The organism is Curtobacterium sp. MCBA15_004 (assembly GCF_001865055.2).
Lineage (GTDB): Bacteria > Actinomycetota > Actinomycetes > Actinomycetales > Microbacteriaceae > Curtobacterium.
The window spans coordinates 2,846,999-2,870,384 of the sequence record NZ_CP126266.1 but is presented as its reverse complement, the minus strand read 5'-3'; the positions used below and the strand labels follow the sequence as shown (position 1 = coordinate 2,870,384).

At 72.5% G+C, this 23,386-nt stretch carries 15 protein-coding genes and 1 tRNA gene; 12 read left to right on the top strand and 4 right to left on the bottom strand.

Annotated features, from left to right (window positions below; translation table 11 throughout):
• The first annotated feature begins 129 nt into the window (after nt 1-129).
• The 8 genes from QOL16_RS13460 (at nt 130) to QOL16_RS13425 (ending at nt 10,119) form a co-directional block, all read left to right on the top strand.
• Nucleotides 130-1,578, top strand: a complete 1,449-nt coding sequence (locus QOL16_RS13460; RefSeq protein WP_366556886.1) for an MFS transporter — start codon at nt 130-132, stop codon at nt 1,576-1,578.
• Nucleotides 1,579-1,727: 149 nt separating this feature from the next.
• Nucleotides 1,728-2,402 (top strand): GntR family transcriptional regulator, encoded by a 675-nt coding sequence (locus QOL16_RS13455; RefSeq protein WP_065963789.1) that lies wholly within the window; start codon nt 1,728-1,730, stop codon nt 2,400-2,402.
• Between the two features lie 487 nt (nt 2,403-2,889).
• Nucleotides 2,890-2,979: transfer RNA gene (locus QOL16_RS13450), tRNA-Ser, on the top strand.
• A gap of 184 nt (nt 2,980-3,163) precedes the next feature.
• On the top strand, nt 3,164-4,132 hold the full coding sequence (locus QOL16_RS13445) for a type IV toxin-antitoxin system AbiEi family antitoxin (protein WP_071282190.1): 969 nt from the start codon (nt 3,164-3,166) through the stop codon (nt 4,130-4,132).
• The gene (locus QOL16_RS13440) at nt 4,077-4,949 is read left to right on the top strand and encodes a hypothetical protein (RefSeq protein ID WP_139266276.1); all 873 of its coding nucleotides are present in this window, start codon (nt 4,077-4,079) and stop codon (nt 4,947-4,949) included. Before QOL16_RS13445 ends, QOL16_RS13440 begins: the two co-directional genes overlap by 56 nt.
• A gap of 429 nt (nt 4,950-5,378) precedes the next feature.
• Nucleotides 5,379-6,371, top strand: coding sequence for a MoxR family ATPase (locus tag QOL16_RS13435; RefSeq protein ID WP_071247748.1), 993 nt, complete (start codon nt 5,379-5,381; stop codon nt 6,369-6,371).
• Complete coding sequence (locus QOL16_RS13430) at nt 6,371-7,702, top strand: DUF58 domain-containing protein (RefSeq protein WP_071282186.1); 1,332 nt, start codon at nt 6,371-6,373, stop codon at nt 7,700-7,702. Before QOL16_RS13435 ends, QOL16_RS13430 begins: the two co-directional genes overlap by 1 nt.
• Before the next feature lie 179 nt (nt 7,703-7,881).
• On the top strand, nt 7,882-10,119 hold the full coding sequence (locus QOL16_RS13425; protein ID WP_139266275.1) for a DUF3488 and transglutaminase-like domain-containing protein: 2,238 nt from the start codon (nt 7,882-7,884) through the stop codon (nt 10,117-10,119).
• Between the two features lie 545 nt (nt 10,120-10,664).
• Here QOL16_RS13425 and QOL16_RS13420 read toward each other — a convergent pair.
• Together QOL16_RS13420 and QOL16_RS13415 are read right to left on the bottom strand one after the other, a co-directional pair.
• The gene (locus tag QOL16_RS13420; RefSeq protein WP_065965222.1) at nt 10,665-11,267 is read right to left on the bottom strand and encodes a TetR/AcrR family transcriptional regulator; all 603 of its coding nucleotides are present in this window, start codon (nt 11,265-11,267) and stop codon (nt 10,665-10,667) included.
• Between the two features lie 261 nt (nt 11,268-11,528).
• The gene (locus QOL16_RS13415; RefSeq protein WP_254780140.1) at nt 11,529-12,485 is read right to left on the bottom strand and encodes a trimeric intracellular cation channel family protein; all 957 of its coding nucleotides are present in this window, start codon (nt 12,483-12,485) and stop codon (nt 11,529-11,531) included.
• 69 nt (nt 12,486-12,554) lie between these two features.
• Here QOL16_RS13415 and efeU point away from each other — a divergent pair, with 69 nt between their 5' ends.
• The 4 genes from efeU to QOL16_RS13395 all read left to right on the top strand — a co-directional run bounded on the left by efeU (nt 12,555) and on the right by QOL16_RS13395 (nt 18,673).
• Complete coding sequence (efeU, locus tag QOL16_RS13410; RefSeq protein ID WP_071282179.1) at nt 12,555-14,147, top strand: iron uptake transporter permease EfeU; 1,593 nt, start codon at nt 12,555-12,557, stop codon at nt 14,145-14,147.
• Nucleotides 14,134-15,354, top strand: a complete 1,221-nt coding sequence (gene efeO, locus QOL16_RS13405) for an iron uptake system protein EfeO (protein ID WP_065961327.1) — start codon at nt 14,134-14,136, stop codon at nt 15,352-15,354. The genes efeU and efeO overlap by 14 nt, the downstream gene beginning before the upstream one ends.
• Nucleotides 15,351-16,631 (top strand): Dyp-type peroxidase, encoded by a 1,281-nt coding sequence (locus QOL16_RS13400; protein ID WP_071247763.1) that lies wholly within the window; start codon nt 15,351-15,353, stop codon nt 16,629-16,631. The genes efeO and QOL16_RS13400 overlap by 4 nt, the downstream gene beginning before the upstream one ends.
• A gap of 113 nt (nt 16,632-16,744) precedes the next feature.
• Nucleotides 16,745-18,673: an ABC transporter ATP-binding protein gene (locus tag QOL16_RS13395; protein ID WP_253181591.1), complete on the top strand. Its 1,929-nt coding sequence runs from the start codon at nt 16,745-16,747 to the stop codon at nt 18,671-18,673.
• Nucleotides 18,674-18,977: 304 nt separating this feature from the next.
• Here QOL16_RS13395 and QOL16_RS13390 read toward each other — a convergent pair whose 3' ends face one another.
• Nucleotides 18,978-21,305 carry a bifunctional UDP-sugar hydrolase/5'-nucleotidase gene (locus QOL16_RS13390; protein ID WP_065961321.1) on the bottom strand — a complete coding sequence of 776 codons (2,328 nt, stop codon included), beginning with the start codon at nt 21,303-21,305 and terminating at the stop codon, nt 18,978-18,980.
• Nucleotides 21,306-21,421: 116 nt separating this feature from the next.
• The gene (locus QOL16_RS13385) at nt 21,422-23,236 is read right to left on the bottom strand and encodes a thiamine pyrophosphate-requiring protein (RefSeq protein ID WP_071282177.1); all 1,815 of its coding nucleotides are present in this window, start codon (nt 23,234-23,236) and stop codon (nt 21,422-21,424) included.
• Nucleotides 23,237-23,386: the final 150 nt, after the last annotated feature.

Here is a 23,386-nt window from a genome sequence, read left to right as displayed (position 1 = left end):
GGGAGGCGCGTGGCGGGCCCGCCACGCGCCTCCCGTCCGCTTTCACTGCACTTCCCTGAACCTGTGAGGCCGTAAAGCTGCGACTGATCTGGCAACCCGCCTTGAGAACCCGGAGTACGTTCCGCCCTCGTGAGCAGTGCGACGAACGGGGCGATCACGAGCCTGGTCCCCGCCAGGATGGACAGACTGCCGTGGACGCGGTTCCACTGGAGCGTGGTGGTGGGGCTGGGGGTGTCGTGGGTCCTCGACGGCCTCGAGATCCAGATCGTCTCCAACGCAGGGTTCCAGGCGGACCTGCACCTGTCGACGCAGCAGGTGACGCTGCTCGGCACGATCTACCTGGTCGGCCAGGTGGTCGGGGCGCTCGTGTTCGGGCGCATGTCCGACCGGCTCGGGCGCCGGAAGCTCTTCATCCTCACGCTCGCGATCTACCTGATCGGTTCCGGCATCGCCGGGCTCGCGCAGGACTTCTGGTTCCTCGCGGCCTTCCGGTTCGTCGCCGGGCTCGGCATCGGCGGTGAGTACGCGGCGATCAACTCGGCGATCGACGAGCTCATCCCGTCGAAGTACCGCGGCCACGTCGACATCGCGATCAACGGCACCTACTGGGGTGGCGCGGCGCTCGGCGCCTTCGCGAACATCTACCTGCTCGACACCGCGAACTTCTCGGAGGACATCGGCTGGCGCATCGGGTTCTTCCTCGGGCCGGTGCTCGGCATCGCGATCATCTTCCTGCGACGCCACATCCCGGAGAGTCCGCGGTGGCTGATGACCCACGGCCGCGAGGACGAGGCCGAGCGGACGGTCTCCGAGATCGAGGACTCGGTCGAGCGCTCGACCGGGCAGCGGCTGCCCGAGGTGGACCGGTCGAAGGCCCTGACGGTGACGCCGCTCGACAAGGTCGGCTTCCTCACGATCGCGCGCGTGCTGCTCAAGCAGTACCCGACGCGCACGCTCGTGGGCGCGACGATGATGATCACGCAGGCGTTCCTCTACAACGCGATCTTCTTCACGTACGCACTCGTGCTCACGAACTTCTTCGGGCTGAAGACCGCGGAGACGTCGATCTACTTCTTCCCGTTCGCCATCGGCAACCTGCTCGGCCCGATCATCCTCGGTCGCTTCTTCGACACCTGGGGTCGCCGGCAGATGATCTTCCTGACGTACCTGGTGTCCGGGCTCGTGCTCGCGACATCGGCGTTCCTGTTCCGCGCCGACGCGATCAGTGCCACGGTCCAGGTCGTGTTCTGGTGCGTGTCGTTCTTCTTCGCCTCGGCCGGGGCGTCGAGCGCGTACCTGACGGTGAGCGAGATCTTCCCGCTCGAGCTGCGGTCGCAGGCCATCTCGTACTTCTTCGCCCTCGCGCAGATCTTCGGTGCCGTGGCACCCGCGATCTACGGCGCCTTCATCGGGGACGGGTCGTCGCGTGAACCGCTCTTCTGGGGGTACCTGCTCGGCTCGGCGGTGATGATCGCCGGCGGGGTGGTCGCGCTCGTGTTCGGCGTGGACGCGGCGCGCAAGGGCCTGGAGGACATCACCCAACCGCTGTCGGTCCTGACGGAGTCGAGCAAGAAGTAGCATTTCGTACTCAGAATGTTCTGCGACGAGGGTCCCGTGCTGGGACCCTCGTCGCATGTCCTTCCTCCACAGGCCGACCGCAACCGTCCCGGTCCACGGGTCACCCGATGCCGCACGCACTGGTGGTCGTCGTGCTTGAGCCTGGGTGGATGGACCACGCACCGACAGCAGCCTCCGGGGGGAACGGCGACCCCACCGGCATCCAGCGCGGGCTGCTCCGGGACGCCGTCTTCCTGAAGCTGCTCGAGAACGTGCTGCGCGGGGTGTACCGGAAGGGGCAGCGGCTCCGGCTCGACGACATCGCCCGGGACATGGGGGTGTCGCGGACGCCGGTGCGCGAAGCCCTCGTGCCGCTCGAGTCGCTCCGGCTCGTCAGCGTGCAGCGGTACGTCGGGGTCGTCGTGGCGCCGTGGACGGTCGCGCAGATGGTCGAGCGGCTCCGGCTCGCCCGTGCCGTGCTCGGTGACCCGCCCGTCGGCGGTCCCGCGGAGCCCGGTGCGTTCGACGCGTGGCTGCTCCGCGACTGCCGGTCCGAGGCCGGGGCGCTCGTCGAGCTCGGCACGTGGTGCCTGCGGCGGCGCGGGTCGATGGTGAGCGCCGACTGGCTGTTCGCGCAGCGGCCCGTGCTCGACACGTTCTTCACCGACGACGTCGCGGCGGCGAACGGGATCGATGCCGTGGTCGGGCGACGGGTCCGGGCCGAACGGGTCGAGCGTGCGGTCTCGGCTGCCGAGCGGGACGACCTCGACGGGTGTGCCGCGGCGCTGGTGGAGCTCGCGTCGGACCTCATCGCGTTGCCGGGGCGGTTCCGTTCGGTGGCGTGAGGAGGGCGGCGGTGTGCGCGAGGACTGCGGCGACGGGGGCGCGCTTCTCGGCTGTGTGCAGCCGGCCGAGCGGGAGCGCGGGAGGTTGTCCGGCGTGCTGCTCGCGCGTGCTGCGCCCGCCGTGAGGAGCGCCCCGAGCTCGTGCGGAGCACCCAGAGCGGGGGCGCGGACCGGGTCCGCGCCCCCTGGCCGTCCCCGTCCCGGCGCCGCGATCGGGTGCGCGGGGCTCGGGTCGCGTGGGAACGACGTCCGGTGCTGTGTCGCGACTGCGGGGGAACCCCGGAATGTGATGGTCGCGGCTCGATGAGACTACGGACCGGGGTACGTCTCGACAACCCCCTCGTGTCCCCACTTGAGGGGACCGGCGGGATCGAGGGGTGCGGCGGTGCGTCCGGCGGTTGTGGTGCGGCGGTCTCTCGGCCGTGTCACCGGGTCGAGAGGACGCCCGTCCTCCTGTATGGTGGGGTGAGCGTTCGCGAGAGCGCACGGAGACGTCGCATAGTCCGGCCGAGTGCACCACCCTGCTAAGGTGGAGTCCCCTTTGAGGGGACCGAGGGTTCAAATCCCTCCGTCTCCGCACATGACGAAACCCCCGCCTCGGCGGGGGTTTCGTCGTTCCAGGTGTCAGTGCGCGCGCCCTATGTGCGCGCTCCGTGCGCAAGCTTCGAACGTTTCGTGCCCGTGTTCACTTTTAGGCGTAGTTCAACTATTTTGAACATGTGGACCCATTGAACGCCGAAACGCACGGCATCGTGCGAGAAGTGGAAGAACGCCTCAGAGTCATGGGGCTGGACATCTCTGCGTCGGGTCAGATCGATGGGGTCCAGAACCTCGGGATCTGGGATGCCGAGTTGCAGCGACGGGATACCTCGTGGCGGCGCCCGGTGCTCGCCGCGATCGTGCCGTCGATGACGCTGAGTTCCTACGATCAGATCCCCTGGCCTGCGGGGGATGGACGGCCGCGGCTGCTCATCGGTCCGAGGGTCACCACTCAGAGCGCAGACCGCTTCCGTGCGCTCGGTGTGAACTTCGTCGACACCGTCGGGAACGCCTTCATCCGGGACGAGGCGCTCCTCATCGATGTACGGCGTCCCGGAGGTGCAGCCGTGTCAACCGCTTCCGCGCCTGGAGACGTCAACCTCTTCAGTATCAAGCGCTCGCAGGTGCTGTTCGCGCTCCTCACATGGCCGGGTCTGGTGGACGCTCCACTCCGCCGCATAGCCGAGGCTTCCGGTGTCTCGATCGGCTTGGCGAAGGAGGTCGTCGATCACCTGTCGCAGCGTTCGGGAGATGTGCGCGACCTATGGCCGGGCGGCCGGTCGCGCGACCGCTTCGTCGATCAATGGGTGGCGGCTTTCCCCAGCGGGCTTGGAGCGTCTCGACGGACGCGCCGCTTCGTCGCGCGGACACTGGACGTCGGGCCTGCCGACGGCGTCCAGATCGCGGTCAGTGGCGAGCGTGGAGCGCCGTGGATCCGTAGCCCTGAGACTCTCTCTGTCTGGGTCCGTCCGTGGGACCCGATGGTCGCCGTCCGGAATCGTTGGCGGAGCATCGGCGAGCCGAACGTCTTCGTGCGTGAGATGTTCTGGCGAGCGCCGTCCGCGGGCGATGCATCGATCACGCTCGCGCCGCCGTTGCTCGTGTTCGCGGAACTGATGGCGATGAACGACAGCCGTGCGCGAGAAGCCGCCGAGGAGGTCCGCTCTCGAACCGGGCTCGTCGATGCCTGAGGGGGATCGGTTGGCGGTCGTGGACGCCGTCGTGACGGAGCTCGTCGAGGGAGCTGGCGTCGTGTCCGAGAAGCTGATGGTGATCGGAGCGGAAGCCCGAGACCACCTGCACCACGACGTCTTCGTGTCCGATCTCCCGGTGAGAGGAACACAGGACGTCGACGTCGACGTCGCCCTCGCGATCGATTCGTGGACCGACTACGAGAGGGCGACCTCGGGCTACTCTCCGACGGGGGCCAACGGGGTGCGCTACCTGGTTGCCGAAATCCCCGTCGACTTCATGCCGTTCGGCGATGCTGTCGAGGAACCGGACGGCGTTGTCGTGCCCGCATCTCGTCGGGAGGAGATGAGCGTGTTCGGTTTTCAGGATGTCTTCGCCGACGCCGCGGAACTCGTGCTCCCGAGTGGGTACCGGGTGCGCGTTCCATCGGCCCCGGGCTACGTGGCTCTGAAGCTCAGAGCTTGGGTCGACCGGTCATCGTACGACGACAAGGACGCGCGAGACCTGGCGCTCGCAGTTGAGTGGTACTGCTCGTCCCCAGAGATGGTCAACGAGCTGTGGGACGAGGTCGAGGACGCCGTGTTCCTCGAGTACGAGTCCGATACCGACCTGGTCGCGGCCAGGCTGCTCGGACGGAGAGCCGCCGCCGTGCTCAGCCCACCTCGAGCTCGCGAACTCGTCGACCTTCTCAACCGCACGCCCCTCCTGCCGACGCAGTTCCTCGCGACGTCCACCGACAGGCGGCCGCTCCGAGAACGGCAGGCCCGGGCTGATGCGCTCGTGCGCGGTTTCGTCGAGACCGCTGTCGGGGGATGATCGACGACCGACAGCGCCCTCGTTGACGTGGCTGGGTGGTCGAACCGCACGGGGACCGGACGCCACGCCTGAACGACGGTCTCGAGCTGCACCGCCCCCGTGTGCCACTCACCAGACCCGGGTCTCCCGAGGTCGGCACAGCGAGGCTGCTCAGCGGCCGACCGATGGCGCTCGGCATGCAGCCGCAGGTGGATCGACGGGCCGGTCGAAGTGGCCGCATCTTGCGGCCCGCCGGCCGACCGGCGGACGCGACCGGCGCCTCCCGGCCGATGGTCCGACCACCGCCGGCCGACCGGCGGGCGCGACCCGCGCCTCCCGGCCGTCCCGCGACGACCGTCGCGTTCCCGGACACCTGCCTGGCGGCGTACCGGTGGCTGTCACCGCCCCGATGTAGCATCACCGGACCTGTCCCGAGACGAGGAGGCCCGCGTGCCGGACCCGACCGACCCCGCCTTCCCGATCGAGCACGTCCGCGCAGTGGGCGACGACATCGTCGAGTCGGTCTCCACCGTGGTCGACGGCAAGGTCGAGGCGATCCGCACCGCGCTGACGGTGATGCTCGCCGAGGGGCACCTGCTCGTCGAGGACGTGCCGGGCGTCGGCAAGACCGTCCTGGCCAAGGCGCTCGGCGCATCGGTCGGCGGGACCGTGAACCGCATCCAGTTCACCTCGGACATGCTGCCGTCCGACGTGACGGGCGTGAACGTCTTCGACCAGTCGTCGGGCACCTTCCGGTTCTCGCCGGGGCCCGTGTTCGCGAACGTCGTCATCGGCGACGAGATCAACCGCACGAGCCCGAAGACCCAGTCGGCACTGCTCGAGGCGATGGCCGAGGCGCAGGTCACGGTCGACGGCGTGACGCGACCGCTCGACTCACCGTTCATGATCGTGGCGACGCAGAACCCGATCGACATGGAGGGCACCTACCCGCTGCCCGAGGCGCAGCGCGACCGCTTCATGGCCCGGATCACGATGGGCTACCCGAGTGCCGACGCGGAGCGCCACATGCTCGCGAGCCGCGGGACCCGCGACCCGTTGACCTCGCTCCGGCCGATCGTCGACGTCGCGACCCTGCGTGCCGTCGTGCACGCGGTCCGCGGTGTCCACGTCGCCCCCGACGTCGAGGCGTACATCGTCGCGATCGTCCGGGCCACGCGGACCCATCCCGACCTGCTGCTCGGCGCGAGCCCCCGGGCGACGCTGCACCTCGCCCAGGCCGCCCGCGCGCACGCCGCCCTGCTCGGACGGCCGTTCGTCACCCCGGACGACGTCGCGCACCTCGCGCCGGTGATCCTCGCGCACCGACTCGTGCCGGTCGCCCGCGGCCTCGGCGGGAGCGGCGACGACACCGCCCGCGACATCGTGGTGCGCGTCGTGTCGGAGACCGCCGTGCCGTTCACGGCGGCGCCGGTCCGCTCCTGATGTCCCGCCCCGACGGGCCGTCCGCGGTCGCCCTGCGCTCCGGGGCCGTGCGGTCGTGGGGGACGCGGTACGGCCGGCGCGGGCTGGCGCTGCTGCGGCGGACGCCGTTCCCACGGCCGACCGCCCGCGGGTGGACCGTCCTCGGGTCGGGCGTCGCGCTCGTCGGCGGCGGCCTCGTCTCGAGCACGAGCGTCGCGGTGTCCGCGGGGCTGCTCCTGCTCGTCCTGCTCGTGCTCGGCGTCGTGATGGCGCTCGTCGTCGCCGCACCGCTGCGCGCGACCCGGACCACCGCGCGGGGCATGGTCCAGGTCGGCGAGGTGCACCGCGAGCGGATCACGCTGCGCGGGACCTCGCTGCCGATCGGCCCCCGCTCCACGCTCCTCGTCCGGGAGCAGCTCGACGACGCGTTCGCGAGCGTGTCCGACGCCGAGGTCCTCGCGCTCGTCGGACCGAACGTGCCGCCGGCCGTGCTCGACGTCGAGGCGCTCGCGGTGCACCGCGGCCGTGCGGTCGTCGGCCCCGTGACGATCCGCGTCGAGGACCCGTTCGGCCTGCTCCGCATCGACCGTCCCGTGGTCGCCGCCGAGGAGGTCGTGGTCGTCCCCGCGTCGACCCCGCTCGGCGCGATCGACACGGGTGCCCTCGCGGGTGCGGTGTCCGCCGACGAGGGGCGCGTCGGTCAGGGCGGCTCCGCCGACGACAGCGAGCTCCGGCCCTACCGGCAGGGTGACCCGATCCGCCGCGTGCACTGGGCACAGAGCGCGCGCCGCGGCGAACTGCACGTGCGGCAGACCAGCCAGGCGCAGCCGCCCGAGGCCGTCATCGCCCTCGACGTGCGGCGGGAGTCGTACCAGAGCCTCGGTCGCGACGACCTCGCTGAGCTCTCCGACCTCGGCGGCGACGCGGCCTTCGAGCACGCGGTCGTGGTGGCGGCGAGCGTCGCGCGGGCGCTGAGCGCACGGACGTCGCGGGTCGTGCTCGTCAGCGACGCCCCGGACGGCCGCTCGCGCCACGCGGGCGACGCGGGTGGCCTCACCGACGTGCTCGTGGGGCTCGCCGACGTGCGGGTGCGGTCCGACGCGCGCGACGTCGCCGAGGTGCTGCCCGACGTCCGCGGGCGGGACGTGCACGGGATGACCGCCGTCGTCACCGGGCGGATCACCGCCGAGCAGGCGGCCGAGCTCGTCTCGCAGACCAGCGGGTCGAGCCGGGGCATCCTCGCGACGATCGTGCCGCCCGAGCCGGCGGTGCGGGGGATCCTCGACCGCGGTGGGTGGCGCACCCTGGTCGTGCCGGTCACCGGTGCCCGTGCACCCGGGAGCCTCCGGTGAGCGGGGAGCGAACCACAGGCGGGGGACGTCCGGGGCGCGGGCCGTCCGTCGCTGACCGGGACGGTGTCGGCGGCCGCGGTCCCGGGACCGGGTCCGGACCCGGCGGCCCTCGTCGCGACCGTGCCGTCGACCGACCCGACGCACCGAGCGCCTGGCTCGTCGCGCTGGCGCCGGTCCCCGTGCTCGTCGCCGCCCTCGCGATGCGTCCGCTCGTGCAGGGGATCGGGTGGTGGCTCTCCGGTGTGGTGTTCGCCGCCGTGCTCGTCGCAGCGCTGCTCACCGTTCGCCGTCGCGCCCCCGGCGTCCGCTTCGTCGTGCTCGTCGCGGTCCTCGTCGCCGGGTCCTGCGCCGCCGCGGTCCTGAACGACGTGCACCCGCTCGGGTGGCTCGACCGGCAGGGGGCACTCGGCGAGGCCATGGCGGCCATCCGGCTCAACCCCGCGCCGCTGCCGCAGACCGACGCGATCCGACTCGTCGTGACGATCGCGATCGGGTGGGTCGCGGGCGTCGCGCTCTTCCTCGCGGCCATCGCACCGACCGTCGCGCTCGCCGCGGTCCCGGCGCTCGTCGTGCTCATCGTGCCCGGCGTGATCACCGGGCAGCCCGCACCGGCGGTCCTCGTGGTCCTGGTCGGGATCGCCTTCCTCGCGTTGCTGTGGCTGTCGGTACGACCGGTGCAGCGAGCGTTCCCCGCTGCGGTGGTCGGCGCCCTCGGCCTGGTGGTCGCGGTCGGCCTCCCCGCCGTGGTGCCGCTCAACGCGGGCTGGTTGTCGGGCGTCACCGGGTCGCTCCAGTCGCCGATCCAACCCGGACGTCCCGGGACGCTGCTCGAACTCGGGCAGGACCTGCGCCAGCCGAATGAACTCGAGGTGCTGCGCTACCGCTCCGCCGACGGCCGCCCGGAGTACCTCAAGCTCGCCGACCTCGACGAGTTCGGCACGGGCGACTGGATCCCGACGGTGACCGACGCGAGCACCTCGTCCACGGCCGACCGGCAGCGGTACGCCCTCGGGGTCAACCCGCGGCTGGCGAACCGCGGCGACGTGACGATCCGCATCACCGGACTGTCGAGCAACTACCTGCCCGTGCCCGCCGGTGCCATGTCGCTCACGTCGCAGTCGACGAACCTCGACCTGGCGCAGTGGCGGTGGATGGGGGACTCGAACACCGTCCGGTCGACCGGACCGACGACGCAGCGCGGGTCGACGTACGAGGTCTACGGTGCGTCGACGTCGTCCGGCGAGTACCTCGACACGATCGCCGAGTCCGGCCTGCTCGGTCGCGCCGACGGCCGGGGCTTCGAGACCCCGAGCCGCGCCCAGCTGAAGACCGACCTGGCCCTGCCGAAGGACCTGCCGGAGGACATCCGCTCCGCGGCACAGCGCGTCGCCGGCAGCGGGTCGAACGACTACGAGGAGGCCCGGGCGCTCGAGCAGTGGTTCCGCAGCGACCTGTTCACCTACTCGGAGACCGCCCCGGTCGAGCAGGGCTACGACGGCGACAGCATGGACGTGATCGACACGTTCCTCAAGGTCCGCGAGGGCTACTGCGTCCACTTCGCCTCGTCGATGGCGGTCATGGCCCGCACGCTCGGCATCCCGTCGCGCATCGCGGTCGGGTACCGGGCGAGTGGCGAGCGCACCGAGGACGGCGAGTACACGGTGTCGAACCGGCAGCTGCACTCGTGGCCCGAGCTCTACATCCGCGGCGCCGGGTGGGTCTCCTTCGAGCCGACCCCCGACTCGGACGCCGCCGCGCAGCCGTCCACCGGTTCCTCGGCCACGCCCGCACCGGCCGACCCGGAGACGCCGTTGCCCGCGCCCGGCCAGACCGCCCCGGCGGAGGCCACCCCGACCCCGACCGCCTCGGCCTCGGCGGCCCCGGATGCGACGGCGTCCGGCACCGGTGGCGGAGGCTCCGGTCCGGCAGGACTCGTGGTCGGGCTCGTCCTCGCGCTCCTCGTGCTCGCCGCTCCCGCCGTGGTCCGGGTCACACGGCGACGGCGACGGCTCGCAGCGATCCGAGCCGGTCGCGCTCCGGCTGCGCACGCGTGGCGCGAGGTCCTCGACGACGTCGCCGACCACGGCTTCGCGCCCGGCTTCGCGCCGCCCGGCGACGCCGCCGCGGCCGCCCGCACCGCACGCGCGGTCCTCGGCCGGTTGGCGCCGAGCATGCCGGTCACGGTGCTGCCGCACCTCCGTGCCGTCGTCGACGCGGTCGACACGGAGCGGTTCGCGCCAGACGGGGCAGCTGCGGTGGACGTCGGTGCGGTGCACCGGGCCGTCCTGGAGGCGCGGATCGCCCTGGACGCGTCGGTCTCCCGTGGGCGCCTGGCCCGGGCACGGCTGCTCCCGCCGAGTCTGCTGCCGTCGTCGGCGTGGTCGCACGAGGGGCGGCGGAGCCGCCGCACCGCGTAGCGGCGGCGCCCGCCCGCCGCTGCCGACGCCGATCGGCGCCGCGCACAACCGGAAGCACGTCGCGCCACGGAATCTCGTGGCGCGAGGTGCTTTCCGTTGTTCGCCGCGTAGCGGCGGGAGAGCTCCGCTGTCGGCGCCCCGCGCGCGGCGCGCCGCGCGCACAAGCGGAAGCACGTCGCGCCACGGAATCTCGTGGTGCGAGGTGCTTTCCGTTGTTCGCCGCGTAGCGGCGGCGGCGCTCCGCTGTCGGCGCGCCGCGCGCCGCCTGCGCGGGCGACGCGCGCACAGGCGAAAGCAGGTCGCGCCACGGAATCTCGTGGTGCGAGGTGCTTTCCGTTGTTCGCCGCGCAGCGGCGGCGGCGCTCCGCTGTCGGCGCGCCGCGCGCCCCCGCGCGCCGCCTGCGCGCGCGACGCGCGCACAACCGGAAGCAGGTCGCGCCACGGAATCTCGTGGTGCGAGGTGCTTTCCGTTGTTCGCCGCGCAGCGGCGGCGCGGCGGCGCGGCGCCGCGCGCCCCGCGGCGCCAGCCGCCGCCGCCGACGTCGTCAGCGCGGCCGGATGACCGCCTCGACCACGGCGGCGATGACGTCGCCCGGGTCGACCCCGGGCAGCGCGGGCTCGTCGAACACGATCCCGACGTTGGCGGCGACGAGCAGGACGGCGAGGTCCTCCCGCGGCATCCCGGCATCGACCTCGGGGTGCGCGTCGAACCACAGGTCCACGAGGCCGAGCACCCCGTCCTGCAGCTCGCGCCGCTGCCGGACGAACTCGGGCGTGAACTCGGGGTGCTGCACGGCGTAGCCCCGGAACTCGGCGAGCAGCGCGAACTGGGCGCGCTGGTCGTGCCGGCCGAACGCGGCGCGGACGACATCGCCGAGGCGTGCCGCCGTGACGTCGACCTGGACGACCTCCTGCAACGACGCGAGCACGCGGTTCGTCTGGCGCTGCATGACCGCCGCCACGAGGTCCTGCTTCGACGCGAAGTTCGAGTAGACCGCGCCCTTGCTGAACCCCGCGCGCGCGGCGACGTCGTCGAGCCGGGCCCCGGCCAGGCCGGACTCGGCGAAGACCTCGGCGGCGGCCACGAGCAGGCGCTCCCGCACCTCGGCGCGCGGGGTCCGCGGGGTGGATGTGGCGTCGTCGCGCATCTGATCCTGGTTCGTGATCGTCGTGGCGGTGCGGGGCAGAGCTGGTCGGGTGCGATCCCCGCGCTCGGTGGTGGCGTGCGCGGTCCGTCGGGGACCGTCGCGCCGCGCGCTGATCCCGCGCGGCACCGACCTGGTCCCCGACCTGACGTCCGTGTGGCGGACCGGCACGTTCGGGTCGTGTCGGTGCGTCAGCGGGCGGCGGTCACCGGGTCGATACCCGGCGGTACCGATGCTACTGCCGGGGTGGCAGCGGAGACAGGTTCAGCTGCCGGAGTGCGTTTCCTGGTCGGTCGGACCGCCCTCGGCGCCACGACCCCGACCGGCCGCGTCGCCCCGACCGGCCGCGTCGCCCCGACCGCCCGCGTCGCCCCGACCGCCCGCGTCGCCCCGCGCGCCCGAGTCGCCCTGACCGCCCCAGGACCCACCTCCGTCGACCGTCGCCACCGTCCCGGTACCGTCCCCGCCCCGCTCGCTGTGGACGCTCCCCGCCCCTGCACGCCGACCCGGCCGCCGCAGCAGCCGGATCGCGTCCGGCCGCAGCCGCCGACCCCGTTGCAGCAGCGACCCGAGCGTGGACTTCGGCTGCCAGTCGCGGCCGTTCGGCAGCCCCCAGCCCCGGCGGACCGCGCCGTAGCGCAGCCCCAGGGACAGCACGATCGCGGCGATGATCCCGATCGTGGGGGAGCCGAGGTGCGACGCGACGACCATCACGGCCGACGCGGCGACGGCGACGGTCGCGTACAGCGCGTTCCCGCCGAACACCGCCGGCACACGGCGGAGGAGCATGTCGCGCATCGCTCCGCCGCCGACCGCGGTGATCGTCCCCATGATGATCGCGGCCGGCCACTCGAGCCCGGCGTCGAAGGTGCGCTGCACGCCGACGACCGCCCAGAAGCCGATGACCGCGGCGTCGAGCACGGTGAACAGGCGGTCCCACGTGAGCTCGGAGAAGGACACGAGGAACGCGATGAGCGCGCCGACGATCGCGACCGGCACGTACAGCGGGTCGACGAGCGCGACCGGGGGACCGTTCTGCAGCAGGGTGTCGCGGAGCATGCCGCCGCCGAGGCCGGAGACGAAGCCGACGACGAGGAACCCGAACAGGTCGAAGTCCATGGTGCGGGCGAGCGATCCACCGAGCAGCGCGGACGCGAACACGCCCGCGAGGTCGAGGACGTTCGTCACCGACGCCAGGCCCTCGGGGGTGAGCAGGTTCATGAGAACAATCAAACCCCACGGGCCGCAGGTGGCGGATCGCGGTTCAGTTAGGTTAGCCTCACCTACGCCATGATCGCCACACTCGTCATCGGCCTCCGCGAAGGCCTCGAAGCGACGCTCATCGTCGGCATCATCGCCGCGTTCCTGCGTCGCAACCGCGCGCCGCTCGCCCCGATGTGGGCCGGGGTCGGCCTCGCCGTCGCGCTGAGCATCGCCGTGGGCTTCGGCCTCCAGGCCGTCGAGCAGGCGCTGCCCCAGGCCCAGCAGGAGGGCATGGAGACCGTGATCGGCGTCGTCGCCGTGGTCTTCGTCACCGGCATGATCGTGTGGATGCGGACGCACGCCCGCACCCTGTCGCAGGACCTCGAGGCGAGCGCGACCGCCGCCCTCGGCCGCGGCACCGCCTGGGCACTCGCCGGCATGGCGTTCCTGGCCGTCCTCAAGGAGGGCTTCGAGACCTCGGTGTTCCTGCTCGCCACGTTCCAGGCGTCCGCGGACACCGGCACGGCGGCCCTCGGCGCCGTCATCGGCATCGCCGTCGCGGTCCTGGTCGGCTACGGCATCTACACGGGCGGCGTCCGGCTCGACCTCCGCCGGTTCTTCACCGGCACGGGCGTCTTCCTCGTCTTCGTCGCGGGCGGCCTCGTGCTCACCGCGATCCGGCACGCGCACGAGGCCGGGTGGATCGTGATCGGCCAGCAGCGCACGGTCGACCTCGGGTGGCTCGCGCCGAACGGTTCGCTCCGCGGCGCCCTCGTCACGGGCGTGCTCGGCATCCCCGCGGACCCGCGGGTGATCGAGGTGCTCGGCTGGGTCCTCTACGTCGTCCCGGTCCTCGCGATCTCGCTGTGGCCGCGGGCATGGCGCCCCGCGCCCGCTCGCGTCCCGCGGCTCCGAGCGGTCCTCGCCGCCGCCTTCGCCGCGGCCGCCGTCGTGCTCGCGGTCGCCGTCCCGTCCGGGACCGGACCCGACGTGCCGCGCACGGTCGCCGTCACCGGCGACGCCACGTCGGTCACGGCGTCCGTCGACGGTGCGGCGGCGGTCCTCCGCGTGGCCGGGAGCGGCCGGGAGGCGCGGCTCACCCTGCCCGCGTCGGCCCACCGCCGCGTCGCCCGCGCGGGCACCACCGCGGACCAGTGGCAAGTGACCGAGGACGTCCCGTCCGCGGACCGGCCGACCAGCCTGACGCTCGACCAGCTCGTCGGACTGTTCGGGCGGGTCCCGGTCGGCGTCTCGCCGTCGACGAACCCCGGCCCGTTCGCCGCCACCTGGACCGTCCGCGCCAGCACGACCCTCACGACCGTCGCGGGGGGCGTCCTGGACGCGACCCGCTCGGAACGCGACGTGCTCACGCTGCGCGGTGGGGGCCTCCCGGCCGCTCGGACGACCACGCTGGAACGCGACGTGTGGGCCGTCCCCGGCGCCACGGCGGACCGCACGGCCGCGGCCGTCGCCGCCGCACAGACCCGCGCTGCCGAGCTCCGGCTCTGGAACGCCTGGCTGCCGATCGCCCTGCTCGTCGCCGCTGCAGCCCAGGCCGCGCTCGCGGTGCGCGACCGACGCCGCCTCCCCGCCCCCACGACCACCACCCCCGGAACCGACCCGTCGCGCGGACCACCCGCCGACGTCCCTGCAAGGAGCCTCGACCATGCCGTTCGGTAGGACCGTCCGACCCCTGATCGCCCTCGGTGCCCTCGGCACCGTCACCGCCCTCGCGCTCACCGGCTGCGCCGCGAGCACCCCCGCCGACGACGCCACCGGCGGCACCGGGAAGGTCTCGCGCGTCACCATCACCCTGACGAACGACGGTTCCGACGCCTGCGCCGTGTCGACCACGAAGGTCCCCGCGGGCCCCGTCACGTTCCGGGTCGAGAACCAGAGCTCGACCGCGATCACCGAGGTCGAGCTGCTGCAGGACCAGCGGATCCTCGGCGAGAAGGAGAACCTCGCGCCCGGTCTGGCCCCGGTGACCTTCACCGCGACGCTCACGGGTGGGAAGTACCAGGTGTACTGCCCCGGGGCGACCGAGGAGCTCACCGACTTCACCGTCACCGGCAAGGCCGCCGCGACCGCGGGGAGCAGTGCCGCGGCCCTGCTCGCCGACGGTGCGAAGGGCTACGCGACGTACGTCGACGGCCAGGTCACCGACATGGTGACCGCCGTCCAGCAGCTCCAGGCCGACGTCGACAAGGGCGACCTCGAGGCGGCGAAGCGGGACTACGCGGCTGCCCGGCCGTTCTACGAGCACGTCGAGAGCGACGTCGACGGCTTCGTGAAGAAGGGGCACAGCGCGACCGACAACGCCGGCAACCTCGACTACCTCGTGGACATGCGTGCGTCGAACCTCGACGACGCCGTGGGCTGGAGCGGCTTCCACGCCGTCGAGAAGGACCTGTTCCAGGCCGGTGCGATCACCGCGTCGACGAAGCAGACCGCGGCGGACCTGACCGAGAACGTGCAGCTCCTCGCGAAGCTCGTGCCGACGCTGCAGTACAAGCCCGAGGACCTGGCGAACGGCGCGGCCGGGCTCCTCGAGGAGGTCCAGTCGAACAAGGTCACCGGCGAGGAGGAGGCGTACAGCCACATCGACCTCGTCGACCTCGCCGCGAACGTCGAGGGCGCCCGGCAGGCCTTCGCGTACCTCAAGCCCGGCCTGACGAAGGTCGACCCGGCGCTCACGAAGCAGATCGCTGCGCAGTTCGACGCGACGAACACGATGATGGACGGCTTCCGCGACGGCAACGCCCTCGGCGGCTTCACGACGTGGGACGACGCCGCGAAGGCGAAGGACGCCAACCGCATCTCGCAGCAGGTGCAGGCGCTCCAGGACCCGCTCTCCCGCCTGGCCGAGAAGGTCGCGACCGCGTGACCGCACCGCACGTCTCCCGCCGAGGGCTCTTCGGTGCCGGCCTCGCCGCCGCGGGTGCCGGGGTCGGGGCGGCCGCCGGGATCGCCGGTTCCGCGGCCGCGACCGGGGTGGACCCGTTCCGTGCCGCGGGGAACGCCGACGAGTCGATCGACCTGTCGCAGCAGGTGCCGTTCTACGCGACCGCCGCGCGGCAGCCGCAGGGCGGCATCCGGACGACCCCGCAGCGGCACTGCGTCTTCATGGTGTTCGACCTGACCGCGTCGACCGCGACCGAGCTGCAGGTCCTGCTCGCCCGGTGGTCCGCGGCGATCGCGCAGCTGCAGGCCGGTCGGACGATCGGCAGCGTCGAGCCCGCGCACGGGAACGGCGTCGGCGCGGACACGGGCGAGGCGCTCGACCTCGGGCCCGCGTCGCTCACGGTCACGGTGGGGCTCGGTCCCGGCGTGTTCGACGAGCGCTTCGGCCTCGCGTCCAAGCGGCCCGCGCACCTGGCGGCGATCCCGACCCTGCCGAGCGACGCGCTCGAGGACGGCCTGACCGGCGGCGACCTGTCCCTGCAGGCCTGCGCCGACGACCCGCAGGTGGCGTACCACGCGGTGCGCGACCTGGCGCGCATGGCCCGCGGCACCGCGACCGTGCGGTGGACGGTCATCGGCTTCGGCCGCGCCTCGGCCGGGCCCACGCAGTCGACCCCGCGCAACCTGATGGGCTTCAAGGACGGCACCCGCAACGTCACCACCGACGAGGAGTACGACCGCTTCGTGTGGCTCGACGACGACGCCGGGTGGATGGCGGGCGGGAGCTACCAGGTCGTGCGGAAGATCCGGATGAACCTGGAGACGTGGGACGCCGACGTGGTGAGCGACCAGCAGCGCGTGTTCGGCCGGACCAAGGTCGAGGGGGCGCCGCTGTCCGGCGGGAGCGAGCACACGACGCCGGACTTCCACGCCGCCGCACACGGCGCCGGGTCGGACGGCGGGACCGCGATCGACCCGCGGTCCCACGTCGCGCTCGCTGCGCACGAGAACAACGGCGGCGTGAAGATCCTCCGCCGCGGCTACAACTACACGGACGGACTGAACCAGTACGGCCAGCTCGACGCCGGGCTGCTGTTCGCGGCCTACATGAACGACCCCGAGCACTTCACGCGGCTGCAGCGGAAGCTCGGCGCGTCCGACCGGTTGAACGAGTACGTGTCGCACATCGGCTCCGGGGTGTTCGCCGTCCCGCCGGCACCGCGGAAGGGGTCGTACGTGGGGGAGCAGCTGTTCCGCTGACGCTGGCCGCGGCGCTCCCCGCCCCCGACGTATCCTGACTCCCTGGTCCCCGCCACGGGGGACGACCCGCGCCCCCGGACCACCCGGGTCGGTGGCGGCCGGAAGGGGACACCATGAGCATGGAAGGCGCGGCCTGGAGCTCGCTCTACAAGATCTCCACCGCGAGGGACGGGAAGCACGGCTTCTCGCGGGAGTCCGTCCGGCGCATCATGACGTTCGCGGTGCCGTACCGGGCGAAGCTCGTGGTGTTCATCGCCCTGTCCGTCGTCGGGGCGTTCCTCGCGGTCGCGACGCCCGTGCTCGCCGGTCAGGTGGTCGACGTCATCGCCGCTCGTGGGGCGGTCGGCACGATCGTCTGGCTCGCGGTCGTGATCGCCCTGGTCGCGGTGGCCGACGCCGCCGCATCGCTCCTCACCCGCTGGTACTCGGCGCGGATCGGTGAGGGCGTCATCCTGGACCTCCGCACCGCCGTGTTCGACCACGTGCAGAAGATGCCGATCGCGTTCTTCACCCGAACGCGGACCGGTGCCCTCGTCAGCCGGCTCAACAACGACGTGATCGGCGCGCAGCAGGCGTTCAGCGGCACCCTGTCCGGCGTCGTGACGAACCTCGTGGCGCTGGTCCTCACCCTGGGCGTCATGCTCAGCACGTCGTGGCTCGTGACCGTGCTCGCCGTGGTGATGCTGCCGGTGTTCCTGGTGCCGGCCCGTCGGATGGGCAGCCGGCTCGCCGCGCTCCGACGGGAGGCCGCCGACCACAACTCCGCGATGAGCACGCAGATGACCGAGCGGTTCTCGGCGCCCGGCGCCACCCTCGTGAAGCTGTTCGGCCGTCCGGACGACGAGTCCGCGGAGTTCCGGGTCCGGGCCGCCCGCGTCCGCGACATCGGGGTCCGCACCGCGATGCTGCAGTTCGTCTTCGTCACCGCGCTCATGCTCGTCTCCGCGCTCGCGCTGGCGCTCGTGTACGGGCTCGGCGGGGCCCTCGCGCTCGGTGGGCAGCTGAACACCGGCGACGTGGTCACCCTCGCGCTCCTGCTCACCCGCCTGTACGCGCCGCTGACCAGCCTGGCGAACGCGCGCGTCGAGATCATGAGCGCGGTGGTGAGCTTCGAGCGCGTCTTCGAGGTGCTCGACCTCGAACCGCTCATCCAGGAGCGACCCGACGCCGTCGTGGTGCCGGACGGCCCGGTGTCGGTGGAGTTCGACGACGTCCGGTTCGCCTACCCGTCCGCCGACAAGGTGTCCCTCGCCTCGCTCGAGGAGGTCTCCACACTCGACACCCGGGGCGGCGACGAGGTCCTGCACGGGGTGTCGTTCCGCATCGAGCCGGGGCAGACCGTCGCACTCGTCGGGTCGTCCGGCGCCGGCAAGTCCACGATCGCCCAGCTGCTCGCGCGCCTGTACGACGTCGACAGCGGTGCGGTGCGTCTCGCCGGGACCGACGTCCGTGACGTCACCTTCGCCTCGATGCGGCACACGATGGGCATGGTGACCCAGGACGGACACCTGTTCCACGAGACCATCGGCTCGAACCTCCGGCTCGCCCGGCCCGAGGCGACCGACGACGAGGTGTGGGACGCCGTGCGCCGTGCGCGGCTCGAGACGCTCGTCCGGTCGCTGCCCGATCAGCTCGACACCATGGTCGGGGAGCGGGGCTACCGGCTGTCCGGCGGTGAGCGGCAGCGGATGACGATCGCCCGGCTCCTGCTGGCGCAGCCGCGGGTCGTCATCCTCGACGAGGCCACCGCCGCGCTCGACTCGACGTCCGAGGCCGCGGTGCAGGCGGCCCTGAGCGAGGCGCTCGACGGGCGGACGGCGATGGTGATCGCGCACCGGCTGTCGACGATCCGCAGTGCGGACCAGATCCTCGTGGTCGAGGACGGCTCGATCGTGGAACGGGGCACACACGAGGAACTCCTGGCACGTCGCGGCCGGTACGAGGAGCTGCACCGGACGCAGTTCGCGGTGCAGGCGCCGGACGTGGTCGCTGCGGGCACTGCCGGGGTGCCGGTCGACGCGGGGACGCCGACCACGCACTAGGCGCCGGGACCCGCCGCCGGGTGGGGTGAGTGGGTGCCCTCCGTCGTTTCCCTGGAGACGGAGGGCACCCGCGTCACGGAGTCCGACGAACGGAACCACCGTCCGGCCCTGGGAGGCGACCCGGCGCGACGCGTCGCGGTGCGACACGCCGAGCGTACCCCCGTCGTGGAACCGTCAGCAGTCCCGGTGCGATCCGCGGACGATCGGTGGGACGAGCCCGTCGTCCGACGGCCCCCCACACGGCGGACGGGCCGCCCCACCTGGGTGGGACGGCCCGTCCGCGATCGAGCCGGGAGGCGCGGTGTCAGTCCGCCTCGACGGTCGCCTCGTGCTGCAGGCGGCGACGACGCACCAGGACCATGGCGGTCGCCCCGGTCAGGAGCAGCAGGCCCGCGGCCACGCCGGCCGGCACCAGTTCGGCACCGGTCCACGCGAGGGACCCGGAACCGGTCCGTGGCACGGTGCCGCCGGCGGTGCCGGTGGTCCCGCCGCCGACGGTCCCGCCGGCGGTGCCGCCGCCGACCGTGCCGCCGGTGCCCGGGGCGGTCGTGCCGCCGCCACCCGGCGTGCCCGGGTCGACGACGGCCGCGACGGGGACGGTCACGGCGAGCGTGATCGTCTGGCCGTTCGGCAGGGTGACGACCAGCGGCTGGTCCGTCGTGGCGGTGGGAGCCACCGCTGCCCGGCTGACCGCACGCGCGGCGAGCGGCTGCTCGGTGCCCGGCTGGGCGGTCGCCCCGGGGACGGTGAACGTCAGGGTCGCGCGGCCCTGCTCATCCGTGGTGTCGACCACCGTGGTGTCGATCGGGGCAGACGCGAGTGTCGTTCCTCCGGCGCCCACCGAGACGGTGCCGCCCTGGTCGGCCGCGCTGCTGAAGGTCAGCGACGACAGGTCGATCCGCACCGGGTCGCCAGGGCGCAGTCCACCCTCGGGGACCCCGGAGACCCGGACGCCGACGGCGCGCTGGTCCTGTCGGACCGCGACCTTCGGGTTCGCAGTGAAGTACTCGACCTGTGCCTCGAGGTCGACCTTGCCGCTGTCCTGCTTCACGGCGGCCTCCTTGAACGCGCCGAAGTTGTCCCCGCCGGTCGCGAGGAACGAGTTGACGGTCACCTTGTAGGTCGTCCCGGCGACGATCGGCGTGCCGTTCAGCGTCATCGAGGTGATGCGCGACCCGGCGGCCGCGAGCGGGTCGTACGTGTAGGAGAAGCCCTCGGAGGTGCCGAGCTTGAGGAACGGGCGGCTCGAGGTCGACGGCTGCCACTGCTGCTCGAGCGCACGGCGGATCTGGTCGCCCGTCAGGTCGAGCACGACGAGCGTGTTCGCGAAGGACTGGACCGCGGCGGCCTGCTTGTAGGTGACGGCACCGGCGGTCATGTCCGCGCGCAGGCCACCGGGGTTCATGAACGCGATCTGCGAGCCCTGGCGCTGGGTCTGGGAACGCTGCACCTCGGCGACGAAGTTGCCGAGCGTCGACTCGCCGCCGCGGTTCTCGGAGCCGTTGGTCTGCACGGCGCGCTTCATGTCGCGGTCCACCGAGCCGAGGACCACGGCACCCAGCCGATCGGCCTCCTTCACCGCGGTGTCGACGGTGGCCGCCACGCTCGCGTCCGGGGCGAAGGTCCCCGCGTCGACGAGACGGATGTTCTCCGCCTTGGTCGGTCGGACGCTCCCGTCGGCAGCGACGGTGAGCTGCACGTGGCCGAGGTTGAAGCCGTACGAACCGGTCTGGATCACCGGACGCGTGCTGCCGTCGGCGAGTGTCACCTGGTGCACGTAGGTCTGGTGCGTGTGCGCCGACAGGATCGCCGAGACGTCCGGCGTCACTCCCCGGACGGCGCGGGCGAAGTCCGAACCGCCGGACAGGTCTGCGACGTTCGGCGACTCGGCCCCGTCGTGCACGAGGAGGACCAGGACGTCGGCCTCGTCGTTCGACTCGTCGCCGTCGGTGAGCTGCGCGGCGACCTTGTTCACCTCGGTGGTGATGTCGCCCATGCGCAAGCCCGCGATGCCGGCCGGGCTGACGAGGCCCTGCCCGACGAGGTCGACGGTCGCGCCGATGAACCCGACCCGCTTGCCGCTGATCTCCTGGATCGCGTAGGGGTCGAACGCCGGCTTCCCGGTCGCCGCGTCGAGGATGTTCGCCGAGACGTAGTCCCACTTCGCGTTGCGGGCGCCGTCCGGGCCGATGACCCGGTCGCGCAGGTCGGTCTGACCGCGGTCGAGCTCGTGGTTGCCGATCGCGCTGACGGACAGGTCCATCTGGTTGAGGACGTCGATCGTCGGCTGGTCCTGCTGGATGAAGGACTCGAACGTCGAACCACCGATGTTGTCGCCGGAGCTGACGAACGCCGACCGCGACGGGTCGGCGCCGCGGAACCGGTCCAGTGCGCCGGCGAGGACGGCCGCGCCGGCTGCGTCGCCGTCCCGCGGCGTCGGCTTGCCGGACGTCACCGAGATGGACTGGGCGATCCGACCGTGGAAGTCGTTCACGTTGTAGAGGTCGATCGTCACGTCACCGTCGGCGGCGAGGGCGGCGGACGGGGCTGACAGGGCTACGAGGACACCGGCGGTCGCGAGGGTCGCGGTACCGACCAGGCGTCGACGGCGTGGGGAGGTGTGGGTGTTCATCGGCGACGAACCTACGAAATCCCTCAGCAACACGCCAGGGGATGCCGCATCACGTCACGCGGAGTTCACACGGCACCGCCCTGGCCCGCCTCCGGGGGCCAGGGCGGTGTGCGGGGTCAGTCGCGACCGAGGGCACCCTTGACGCGCTCGGCGGCCTCGGCGGCCATCGCCTTCGCCGAGTCCTTCACCACGCTGAGCTCCTGCGGGTCGCCCTTGAGCAGGCTCTTCGCGGTGTTGATCGCGTACTCGGCGGTGATGTGCGGCGGGAGCGGCGGGACGTTGCGGCTGACGTAGGCGTCGATGAGCGTCACGCCGGGGTTCGCGAACGCACGCTCGACGGCGGCGTCGACCTCGTCGTCGCTCCGGATCGCGATGCCCGTGAAGCCGAGCAGCTCGGCGTACCCGGCGTAGTCCATCGACTCGACGTCCTGCGAGCCGGACCACATCGGGTTGCCGTCCTCGGTCCGCATCTCCCACGACACCTGCCCGAGGTCGTCGTTGTGCACGACGACGATGACGAGCTGCTGGTTCGGCCACTGCGCCATGTACTTCTTCACGGTGATGAGCTCGTTCATGCCGAGCATCTGGAACGCGCCGTCGCCGATCGTGCAGACGGCCGGTGCGTCCGGGAAGGCGAACTTGGCGGTCACGGCGTACGGCATCGCCGCGAGCATCGTCGCCAGGCGGCCGGACATGTCGCCGTGCATGCCGCGGCGGAGCCGGATGTGGTGGCCGTACCAGTCGGCGGTCGTGCCGGCGTCGCACGTCACGGTGACGCCCTCGGGCAGCCGTTCGTTCACGGCGCGGATCACCCGTCGGGGGTTCACCCCGTCGCTGTAGTGCACCTCGGCCTGGCGGTCCATCTCGGCTTCCCACTCGCGCATCTCGCCGGCGAGCTTGTCCTGCCACGCGGTGTCGGGGTCGCCGTGCAGCAGGGGGAGCACCGCCTCGAGCGTCGACCCGACGTCACCCCACAGGTTGAGCTCGGTCGGGTAGCGCAGGCCCATCATCTCCGGCCGGATGTCGACCTGGACGCCGCGCGCCTGACCGCTCTCGGGCAGGTACTCGCCGTACGGGTAGTTCGTCCCGAGGAGCACGATCGTGTCGCACTCCTTGATCTGCGTCAGGCTCGGACGCGAGCCGAGGAGCCCGACCTGCTGCGTGTGGTACGGCACGTCGGACGGCACGACGTCCTTGCCGCGCAGCGCCGTGATGATGCCGGCGCCGGTCTTCTCGGCCGCGGCGAGCACGAGGTCGGTGGCACCCCGGGCACCGGCCCCGACGAGGAAGGTGATGCGCTCGCCGGCGTTGAGGATCTCGGCGAACCGCGCGATCTCGTCCTGCGGCGGGGTGATCCGCGTCGACGGCGCGACGTCGCTCGACCGGGACACCCAGTGCTCGGCGGCGGGTGCCTCGTACGCCATCGCCTGCACGTCGTGGGGGAGGACCACGACGGCCGGCTGCTTGCGGAGCATCGCGGTGCGGAAGGCGGTGTCGACGACGACCCCGACGGCGTCCGGCGTGGCGACCGTCTCGACGTAGCAGGCGACGTCGGCGAACACGCGCTCGAGGTTCGACTCCTGCTGCGTGAACGACCCCATCGACGCCAGGCCCTGCTGCCCGACGATCGCGACGACCGGCTGGTTGTCCATCTGGGCGTCGTACAGGCCGTTGAGCAGGTGGAACGCTCCGGGGCTCGACGTCGCGACGCACACGCCGACCTCGCCGGTGAACTTCGCGTGCGCGGTCGCCATGAGCGCGGCGATCTCCTCGTGGGTCGGTCGGACGTACTCGAGCGCGCGCTCGCTGCCGTCCGCCTTGCCGAGGGCACCGTCGAACGCGCCGATGCCGTCCCCGGGGTACCCGAACACGCGGGACACGCCCCACGCCTTGATGCGGTCGATGACGAAGTCGCTCACGGTCTGGCCCATGCCCCCACCGTGCTCGCCGGTTCCTGTACGCGTTCAGCTCCCCGGTGCCCGCGGGAGGCCCGCGCGCGCCCGCGGAAGGCCCGCGGGCCCCCGCGGAAGGCCCGCGGCGCGCCCCGCGGAAGGCCCACGTCGCGTCACGCCGGTGTCCCG